Origin of the sequence: Lactiplantibacillus fabifermentans DSM 21115, from assembly GCF_000498955.2 — a bacterium.
GTDB classification, from domain to species: domain Bacteria; phylum Bacillota; class Bacilli; order Lactobacillales; family Lactobacillaceae; genus Lactiplantibacillus; species Lactiplantibacillus fabifermentans.
Map to the genome: position 1 here is coordinate 1 of NZ_AYGX02000058.1, position 9944 is coordinate 9944.

Below are 9944 nucleotides of genomic sequence, written 5' to 3' on the forward strand. Positions count from 1 at the left end.
GGTTATGCTGAACAATTTGTCCAAAAATTCGGATTAAATTTGCAATCTACCATTATCGCGACTGGTTAATGCACCAAGCAATGCCTAAAGGGAAACGCTCCGCGCTATTTTCGGCCACTGAGTTGTTTGCGGCGAAAGGTTTTGAAGAAACGTCCACCAGTGAGATTGCGGCGGCGGCCGGGATTAGTCAAGCGACGATTTTTAAATACTTTCACACTAAACAAGATTTATTGTTAGCTGTCGTGCGACCGGTCATGGAACACTTCTTTCCGGTGTATGCCAATCACTTCTTTAAAGAACTGACGGCTTGCACCACGTTAACGAGCATGGTTCATTTTATGGTCACCGATCGGTATCAATTTATTGTCGATAATATTGAACCGGTTAAAATCATGGCTCGCGAAATGATGACGTCGCCTGAAATTCGACAATTGTTTGGCCAACTCGTCGCCACCCATGATTTTAACTTTCTGAGTGAGCTTTTACGTAACTTTCGCCGGACTGGTGAGTTACGGGATGATATTGATGCGGCCGCCATTTTACGCATTATCGCTGGACAAATCTTAGTCTATCTTATCCAAACGACGTATGCACCCGTACTAGTGAATGATGAGAAACATGATATGCAACTGATTACCGAACAGATTGTCCGGGCGTTAACAAAGTAAATCAGCTCGCCAATAATTGAATAAGCCCATAAATAGCCGTCACGTCAAAAATTGGTGTGACGGCTATTTATATACTTATTTGCGTAATTGACAATTACTGTCGAATCGCGTCGGCGGATGTTTCGGCGCAACTTTTGCTCGGTCGCTTTGAGCGGTGCTGGTGATAAGTACGAACCTGAAAATGGCCAAACAAAAACCACGGTGGGGGCAAGCACCGTGGTTTCATAAACTATTTATCGGCTAAGGCGCGGAAAACGTTACTAAATTCGATGGCTAAGTGAATGGCGTGACCGTCGACGAGTGCTTGTGGGGTGGCACTTGGGAAGTAAGCGCCACTGGCAATTTCAATGCCGTGTAAGCTTGGACGTACCTGATGCATCGCATAAGCGTTGACAACTTCAAGGTCGTTAGCTAATCGGGAATCACCGACCATGTGTTTTAAATAGTGATGGTCAGCCGGTTCGGGTAAATTTTTGATACCCATGCGCAAGTCCATCAAAGTTGGTTCGCCATACATGCCCATGGTTTCAAAGCCGTGTTGGCCAGTGGCGTCGTTGGTGACTTCGAAGTGTTCCGGATTAGCGCCTAAACTGACAACCGGGTCGTCGCCAGCAACTTGCGCTAATTTGGCGAATTGAGTAATCTTAACGCCTGAAATCACGAGATGGGCGCGGGCGACTTTTTCATTATATTGGCCGTTAGAATGGGCGACAATGTCTTGCCACATTTCGTCAGCGGTTTTCATCGAGTCGGCGTATAAGGCTTTCAGTTTATCCGTTCCTAGTCGTAACTTATTAGCTAGCAATAAGTCGCGCCGTTGGGGAGCGGTTAATAAGGCAATTTGTGCCTGGGTTAAAACTTCGCCATGGTCATTTAAAATCACCGCGCCGAGCGCTTGCATTTCGGTAAAAACGTGTAATGTCCGTTCGTCATAAATTTGATCTAACTCGGCCATGGTATAATTGCGACCGTTGATGTCGACTTTAATGGTTAATGGTTTCATATTTGAAGACCTCACTTTTGATTTGATGACCAAAGTTTATTAAAAATTAGGTGTTAGTTGAACCGCAGCTATCAAATGCTTGTGGCGTTACTCAACAGTGTGTAGAATAAAATTAACGAAGGGAGGTTGGCAATGGCAGATTATCGTTATGAACGGACCGATGCCGATATTAAACGCGCTTTTTTAGGGGCATTGACATCACCTGGTTATGCCAAGCTGACGATGGCTAAGCTAGCGCAGTTGAGTCGGGTGGACCGCTCGACCATTTATGCGCACTATGAAAGTATTTATGAGTTGGCCGTTACGGTCATCAGTGAGCAGGTCCGCCAATTAGCGGCTGATTTACAAGCCGGTGTTCCAACGAGTATGGGGTCCGCCACGCCGAATTATCAATTTTTCTCACAAGCGGTGGTGTCGCATTTGAATGCGCAGGCCGCGCAAATTGCGCAATTGCGGTTAATTCCATTAGGAACGCAAAGTTTTGATGCGCAATGTCGCGAGTTGTTTACGTCGTTTTATGAACGAACGTTAGGCCTAGCACCTAAAAGTTATCCGAGTTATTTATTTGTTAATATGGCGTTAAGTGATTTGGATTATATTTTGGTCCATCACCAAGCGCCAACGCAAACGGAATTTTTAAAAAGTTTACAAGAAATTACGCAAGTTTTAAGTAAGTTGCGTCCCAAGGAGTGAAGTTTGATGCAAGCTGCTGTGTTTGTTCCCGGTGGTCCCGCCACCGAGATTGAGGTTAAATCAATTGCTGAACCAGAAATTACGGCTAATGAGGTGTTATTGCAAGTGCGGGCCGCGGCCGTGGATAATGTAGATACGTACGTCCGCCGGGGAATTTTTAAAACGGAATTGGCGACGCCCGCCGTTATCGGTCGCGATGCAGTCGGCACCGTCTTAGCCGTTGGTCCAGCTGTTACTAAGTTCAAAGTTGGTGACTGGGTGTGGACCAACTCGATGGGTTATGAAGGCCGTCCGGGCGCCACGAGTGAACAATTAGCGGTGCCTGAAGACCGGCTATATGCCGTGCCCGATGGTGTTGATCCGGTGGCCTTGGTCGCCGCCGTGCACGCCGCGGCTACTGCTCAGATTGTGTTACAGACCGTGATGCAAGCCCATCCGCAACAAACGATTTTGATTGCCGGTGCGGCCGGCCACGTTGGGACTAAGTTAGTTCAACTAGCGGCGTTGCGCGGATTGGATGTCTGGACGACGAGTGCGCCGAAAGATTTTGCGATGTTACAACAACTCGGCAGTCAGCACTGTCTGGATTATCAACAAGCGTTACCGGATTTAGGAATGCCACCGATGCAACACGTGATTGCGACGTCGGCACGGGTGCCGTTGAATCAGCAATGCGCGGTCTTAGCGCCAGGCGGGATGGTGACGTTGATTACGGCGCCAACCGATGCCAGCTTTGATGTGCCGGCATTTTATATGCAGCGGCAAGTCATGCAAGGTTTCGTGATTAGTCATGCCACCGTGACGGAACTAGCCCAAGCCGCAACGCAGCTTAATCAAGCTTTTGCTCAAGGTAAACTATTGGATGATCAAGTCGTCGTCAAAAGTTTTGCGGCGGCTGCGTGGGCGCATACGGCGATGGAAGCCGGCACACTGGGACGCAACAAAGTGGTCTTAGTGCCTAATCAGTTGAAATGAGGTCAGCAAATGAATATTAAAGAAGCTAGTCAACAAACGGGCGTCTCGTCAGCAGCGATTCGTTATTATGAAAATGAAGGCTTGATTCCGCCGATTGACCGCACGCCAGTTGGTAACCGCGATATTGATGACCGGATTTTGCGGCGAATTAAATTCGTGACGCAGATGCGGGCCGCCGGGATGAGTATTGAAAGTCTTCGGCAGTATATTCAGTTGTTCGATGCGCCAGAAGATACGGGAGCGGAGCAACGGGCCTTGTTGCAAGAACAATTAGCCACGATGAAAGCTAAACGTGCGGACTTAGACGTCGCCATTGACCACTTAGATTATAAGTTAGCTCATTTTGAAGATCACATGCAGGCTACGGCGACCGAGTTACATGCTTTGGATCGTGCCCATGCCGCTGAAAAACAAGGATCAGACTAACAGGGTGGTCAGTCTACGATATATTTGGGATTATGCCCGAATTTGACCTGATTGCTCATTTCGGGTGGAACGCAACAAAATGTTCTATGCTTTTCGATAATAAAAAATGGTGCCTGGTGAAAGTTGAAATTTCATCAGACATCATTTTTTAGTTTTGGGTTGCTCTAAATTTAAGTGAGTTTATTTTAAAACGCCAAAGCCACCAGTCCAGCCAATTTGTTCGCTAGCCGCGATGGTCATTTGTAAGAAGCCCATGCTTTCCATTTCACGCGCCCGTTTCAAGGAACCCGCATCGATGAAGTTGACGCCACTGTCAGCTAAAGCAGCTGCCAAAGTCTTTTTGGCGTCCGCATTATCACTGGCGGCCATCACGGTCGTTTTGACCCCAACAACTTGGCGACTCTTTAACGTGCCTGCAAAAGTTGTGTTGAAGGCTTTAACGATTTGGCTGTCTGGCAATAACGCTGCGATTTCGGCGGCGGCCGAACTGTCGGCTGGGACGACTAAACTGTCCCAAGTATCAAAGTTGAGCGGATTCGTAATGTCGATGACGATTTTGTCAGCTAAGGCGGCTGAATTGTTCTTGGCAATACTGATTGCCGCACTGTAAGGAACGGCTAGTACGACGATGGTGCCTAAGTTTTCAATGGGGTCGGTGTGACCTAAATAAGTCACTTGATTACCACCTTGTGTGAAAACATCGCCGATTGCTTGTCCCATATTACCTTTACCAATAATTGTAATTGCTGCCATAAAATCGTCCTCCTAAATATATTTATATATCAAACTTACAACGGGATTGATGGCGCTGTCAATTTTAACGCCTTTACGGATGAAAACAGTAAAAAGGCGACTTCCAAGAGGTTTACTAGGAATTGCCTTAATAAAAATATCTAATTAATACAAAATCAATTATTCAGTTAAAACTAACGCTTTGATGACTTCACGATTAGTCATCGCTTGGTAGGCGTCATCAATATCATCAAGATTAAAACGTTTCGTGAAGACTTTGCCAGGATGAATATCGCCATCTAGGACGGCTTTGAGTAACACTTGTTTGTCATAAGTCGTGACTGAAGCGGGACCACCAGCAATGATCGTGTTGTTATAAAATGACGCGCTCATGTCCATTTTGGGTTCGTGTGGTAAACCGACGCGACCTACAATCGCCCCCGGACGGGCAACTTGCATCGCCGTTTGGTTAGATAATTCCGTCCCAACACATTCTAGGACGGCATCGGCGCCAGCGTTGTTCGTTAATGCCATAACTTTGGTAATAGCATCATCACCGCGTTCAGCAATAATGTCCGTAGCCCCAAATTCAGTGGCGAGAGCTTGACGGTCAGCGTGGCGACTCATGGCAATAATCCGTTTGGCCCCGCGCATTTTAGCCGCAATGACCCCACATAAACCCACGGCACCGTCACCCACGACGACAACTGTGTCACCGGTTTTAACGTTAGCGACCCGCGCGGCGTGATAGCCAGTGGCCATGACATCGGCCAAGGTCAATAACGAATTTAACATGCCATCGGTGTAGTCGGCGGGTTTCCCGGGAACTTTGACCAAGGCCCATTCGCCGTGTTGAAAACGAATGTATTCGGCTTGCACGCCGTTACTAAAGTTGTCGTCATGTGATTGACAGTCGCCATCGAAGCCGGCTAAGCAGGCGGCACAATGGCCACAACCGTGAGTGAAAGGTGCGATGACAAAATCACCGGGTTTAACAGTTGTAATGTCGTCACCAATGGCATCAACCACGCCGATGGCTTCATGGCCACTGTTTTCAGAGTGAGCGGCTTTACTTTCTAAATCGCGGTAGGCCCACAAGTCTGAACCACACACGCAAGTTCGCACGACGTGAATAATAACGTCGTCGGGGGCTTGAATGGTTGGTTTAGGGGCGTCAACGACGGTAACTTGGCCGGGTTTTTCAAATTGAGTAGTTTTCATTAAAAAATCTCCTTTAATTGTTGGTCAGTGAAAGCGTAACGATTTTAGCAGTATTTGTAAAGTAATTAACAAACTTAACGGTTGTAAGCCACATTGTCAGCACGAAGCGCACCGACAACCTGGTGTGGCAAATATGGTTTTTCAAGCGTTTGAACATCCGTGGGGCTCAGCTGAATGTCTAATGCTTTAACAGCTTCATCTAAATGCGCGGACTTAGTGCCACCAATAATGGGCGCGGTTACGGCGGGTTTTTGTAGGAGCCAAGCTAAGGCAACTTGCGTCCGGGATACCCCTAATTTTTGCGCAACTTGTCCGACAGCTTGCACGATGGCTTCGTCTTGGGTGGCGGTTGAATCATACTTGCCAACCGCGACAGTAACGGTCTGGGCGCGTTTAGTGGTCCCCGTCCAATCGCGCGTCAAGCGTCCGCTAGCCAGGGGACTATATGGGGTGACCGCGATATCTTCAGTGGTACATAACGGCAACATTTCACGTTCTTCTTCACGATACAATAAATTTAAGTGGTCTTGCATCGAAACGAACTGCGCCCAGCCATGTTCGCGGGCGATGGCATTGGCGCGTTCAAATTGCCACGAGTACATGGCGGAAGCACCAATATAACGGGCCTTGCCACTTTTGACGACGTCATTTAAGGCGGCCATGGTTTCTTCAATTGGGGTTTGGTAATCCCAACGATGAATAATGTATAAATCCACGTAATCCATTTGCAGGCGTTTCAAACTCTGGTCGATTTGCGTCAAAATTGCTTTACGCGATAACCCGGCCATGTTAGGGCGTTGGCAGTGGGTGAAAAACACTTTAGTTGCGACGACGATTTCATCATGGTTCGCATTTTTTAACGCCTGGCCCAAGTACTGTTCACTGGTGCCGTACGAATAAATATTAGCGGTATCAAAAAAGTTAATCCCCAAGTCTAAGGCGTGCTGAACCAATTTGGTACTAGCAGCTTGATCAATGGCCCATGGAAATTGCCCTAAGCTCGCATCACCTAAACCCATCGTACCTAAACATTAGCGAGAAACATCTAGCCCGGTATGACCTAATTTTGTATATTGCATCGATAAATTCCTCCTATCGACTTAAGCATACGCCTTAGCACCGACGCGAAGGCAAGCCTTTTTTGAAGAAAAATTTAATCGGCCAAACTAATGTTGCCGGGTGCCGATTAGGTTGTGGGTGCAATAATATTTTGGGTCAGAATTATTGAAGCCACACAAAAACGAACATATGTTCCTTTTTGGCGGATTTATGGTAAAATTACTCATACAGATTTTGAAGAAGGTGGGGACGGTTCGATGAAAAAAGTGAAGTATTCGGTACAACCATATCACGAAAATTCGAGTGTTTTTAGTCATCAAGCTCAGCAAAAAAAGCAAGCACTGGTCGCCAAGTATCACCAGCAACATCAGTCAGTTGCAACTCCGATGGCTACTAAGCACACTAAGACAACCGTGGTAGCCCCTGACCTAAGCGCAGTGAAGCAGGAAAATCGAAAACTTAAACGACAGCTGGCACAATTGAAAGAACGACAAGTGAACAAGCAGCAAACCTGGCAACAGCGTCTGCAGCAGAGTGGACACGAACGTCGGCAATTAATGAAACAGCTGGCAACGACTAACGACGAGTTGGACATGCTGCAAAGTGAACAGGCTAGTCAGCGGGAGCTAACCGCAGAACTGACGACGCAATTGCAGCAGTCGCGCCAGTTCGTGACCGGCGCCAGCGCCTGGTTAGCACAAAGTCAGTTGCTATATCGACAAGCAATGAATATCTTGAATTTGGCGACCATCCAGCGTAAGGCACAAAATAAACCGCAGCGCCTAACGCTTAAACAAGCGCAACAGATAAAAATGTATCATGTAATGAAACCACAAATTATTGGTTTGAATAAGAAAGTTAATCACTTATCGGCGCAATGTGCGGAGCTAGTGGCTGTTAATGAGCGTTTGCGGCGCAAGTCACATACTGCTGTGCGGGCGACGCAACCGCTGAAAGAACAAGTGATGAACCGATTAGAAGTCACCCACATTCACGAATTAGCGTGGCTTCCCGATGTCTATCATTGTTATCAAACAATTATGTTAGAAGACGTGTTGGTAAATGGTGGTAATCGTGTTTTTGGTTATTTCATACGTACACCGCGGGGGTATTATTTTCAAGTTGTTGGTGGACGCGCGTATGCTCATCATCGTCGCATTGGGTCGGCCAAAAAAGAGCTGACTAAAAATGCCGTTTATGCCGGAATTATCGATGGTAACCGCGTCTTATTGACGTCGATTTATCAAGACATCACACCCACACAGTTGCGGCATAATCGTGATCTACAATTGCACCGGCGGCATGCTCGTTCCAATTACGACAAGTTGTTACCTGTCGCCGCCAATCAAAAATTGACTGGTCGCTCAATATTAATCGTGACTTGGCAACGTAGCCAGCGCTTGCAACAGATGTTTGAAGCGTTTGGGATGAAGGTTCAAGTCGTCAATGATCACGAAAAAAGTATCAACTGGATTGCAACCGCCGCGTTGTCCAAACGTTTTGACTATGCGTTGTTATTAAGCGAGGGGCTATCACACAGTTTGTTAGCGACTATCGGCAAAGATACTTTGAAGCAACGCTCAGATATTGAACTGGTTTATAATGAAAGTCCGGAAGAATTGTTACGCCGCTGTTATCGCTTCTTTAGTACGCAAGCTTTATAATTAGATGTAACCAGACCTAAATGGAGGGGAATCTGATGAAAGAAAAACAAGTATTTCATATTAATGGCTATGTGGGGTTAGTATTGGCCATTTTATTTGTAATTGGTGGTGGTTGGCTGATTTGGGAAGGGAGTACTGGTGATAATATCGCTAGTATTTTATTCGGGGCCCTGTTGATTTTAATAGCAGCCTTTGGTGCGAGTTCGCTAACAATTGTCGGTCCTAATGAAGCTCGCGTTTTAACTTTCTTCGGGAAGTACATCGGGACTATTCGTGATTCAGGATTGTTCATGACGGTGCCATTGACCAATAAATTTTCGATTTCATTACGGGTGCGGAACTTCAACAGTGCAATTTTGAAAGTCAACGATTTGCGGGGAAATCCGATTGAAATTGCTGCAGTCATCGTGTTCAAAGTTGTCGATACGAGCATGGCGTTGTTTGAAGTCGATGACTATGAACAATTCGTGGAAATCCAAAGTGAATCCGCAATCCGGCACGTGGCGTCCGAATATCCCTATGATACTTTTGATGATGATAACAAAATCACCTTGCGGAGTAATCCCACGGAAGTATCCGACCGCTTAACGGAAGAACTGCAAGCACGGTTAAACGTCGCCGGGGTCGAAATTGTTGAAACGCGCCTCACGCATTTGGCCTATGCCACGGAAATTGCGAGCGCCATGTTGCAGCGACAACAATCATCGGCTATTTTATCGGCCCGCAAAGTCATCGTTGAAGGGGCCGTTTCCATTACCGAAGATACCATTCAACGGTTGGAAAAGGATACCGGGATGAAGTTGTCAGATGATAAGAAGCTCCAACTGATAAATAATATGATGGTGACCATCATTTCAGAGCGTGGGTCGCAACCGATAATCAATACTTCTGATTTGAAATAATCTATTTGCTGAATCGATATTTTTAGATTGTTTTTGAAAAAACCAGGCCCAAATGAATTGTGGCCTGGTTCTTTTTGCGTATAATTTTGCCGTTTTTGATGTCGTGATTTATCCTTTGTATTAACTATCCAGTAAATCATTCTACATACTTGTAGCAGGTACTTTTAAAAGTTTACCTTCAGTACTTTTTAATTCACTGGAATTAGTAAGAATGGCAAGAAATGTAGATTCACCAAGACCATTTAATCTGGAAACAATGGTTAAGTAACGCTTCATGTCTAGTGTAAATACTTTTTGAATGGCACGGAAGTCATGAATTTTTTAATTTATCAATATATATTAGTTAGAAGTCTCCAAACTTTTATAATCCCAATAGCTGGTCTTTTTTAGCTTCAAATTCATCTTGTGAAATAATTCCATCATCAGCTAACAATTTTAATTTACGTATCTCGTCAGAAGTATTAATTGTTTTATTTTGTTGTTGAGCAATTACTTCTTTAATAAATTCTTCTAATAGTTTTGTGTTTTTTCTTATACAAAATGAATTAAAAAGGTAGATTGTAAAATTAATCCGAACGCTGTTCGGACAAAAAAGATCAGC

At 45.6% G+C, this 9944-nt stretch carries 11 protein-coding genes; 6 read left to right on the top strand and 5 right to left on the bottom strand.

The annotated features are described in order from the left end of the window. The first annotated feature begins 68 nt into the window (after nt 1–68). A complete protein-coding gene (locus tag DY78_RS04995; RefSeq protein WP_051385264.1) occupies nt 69–668 on the top strand; it encodes a TetR/AcrR family transcriptional regulator in 600 nt (199 codons plus the stop codon). Nucleotides 669–897: 229 nt separating this feature from the next. Here the strand turns inward: DY78_RS04995 and DY78_RS05000 are convergent, their stop codons facing one another. Then, nucleotides 898–1671 (bottom strand): hypothetical protein, encoded by a 774-nt coding sequence (locus tag DY78_RS05000; protein WP_024626352.1) that lies wholly within the window; start codon nt 1669–1671, stop codon nt 898–900. 132 nt (nt 1672–1803) lie between these two features. Here DY78_RS05000 and DY78_RS05005 point away from each other — a divergent pair, with 132 nt between their 5' ends. The 3 genes from DY78_RS05005 to DY78_RS05015 are packed head-to-tail and all read left to right on the top strand — an operon-like array spanning nt 1804 to nt 3765. Then, nucleotides 1804–2364: a TetR/AcrR family transcriptional regulator gene (locus DY78_RS05005; RefSeq protein ID WP_024626353.1), complete on the top strand. Its 561-nt coding sequence runs from the start codon at nt 1804–1806 to the stop codon at nt 2362–2364. A gap of 6 nt (nt 2365–2370) precedes the next feature. Further along, nucleotides 2371–3339, top strand: a complete 969-nt coding sequence (locus DY78_RS05010; RefSeq protein WP_024626354.1) for an alcohol dehydrogenase catalytic domain-containing protein — start codon at nt 2371–2373, stop codon at nt 3337–3339. A 9-nt stretch (nt 3340–3348) separates the two neighbouring features. Beyond that, a complete protein-coding gene (locus tag DY78_RS05015; RefSeq protein ID WP_024626355.1) occupies nt 3349–3765 on the top strand; it encodes a MerR family transcriptional regulator in 417 nt (138 codons plus the stop codon). A gap of 180 nt (nt 3766–3945) precedes the next feature. Here the strand turns inward: DY78_RS05015 and DY78_RS05020 are convergent, their stop codons facing one another. The 3 genes from DY78_RS05020 to DY78_RS05030 form a co-directional block, all read right to left on the bottom strand. Then, nucleotides 3946–4518: an NADPH-dependent F420 reductase gene (locus DY78_RS05020; protein WP_024626356.1), complete on the bottom strand. Its 573-nt coding sequence runs from the start codon at nt 4516–4518 to the stop codon at nt 3946–3948. A gap of 159 nt (nt 4519–4677) precedes the next feature. Continuing rightward, nucleotides 4678–5718, bottom strand: a complete 1041-nt coding sequence (locus tag DY78_RS05025; protein ID WP_024626357.1) for a zinc-binding dehydrogenase — start codon at nt 5716–5718, stop codon at nt 4678–4680. A 74-nt stretch (nt 5719–5792) separates the two neighbouring features. Continuing rightward, nucleotides 5793–6737, bottom strand: a complete 945-nt coding sequence (locus DY78_RS05030; protein WP_051385263.1) for an aldo/keto reductase — start codon at nt 6735–6737, stop codon at nt 5793–5795. A gap of 297 nt (nt 6738–7034) precedes the next feature. On the opposite strand from DY78_RS05030, the gene DY78_RS05035 reads away from it, so the two are divergent. Together DY78_RS05035 and DY78_RS05040 are read left to right on the top strand one after the other, a co-directional pair. After that, complete coding sequence (locus DY78_RS05035) at nt 7035–8441, top strand: hypothetical protein (protein ID WP_024626358.1); 1407 nt, start codon at nt 7035–7037, stop codon at nt 8439–8441. Between the two features lie 35 nt (nt 8442–8476). Next, nucleotides 8477–9343, top strand: a complete 867-nt coding sequence (locus DY78_RS05040) for an SPFH domain-containing protein (protein ID WP_024626359.1) — start codon at nt 8477–8479, stop codon at nt 9341–9343. A gap of 361 nt (nt 9344–9704) precedes the next feature. Here DY78_RS05040 and DY78_RS05045 read toward each other — a convergent pair. Then, on the bottom strand, nt 9705–9944 hold a 240-nt coding region (locus DY78_RS05045), incomplete at its 5' end, for an SHOCT domain-containing protein (protein WP_169817064.1).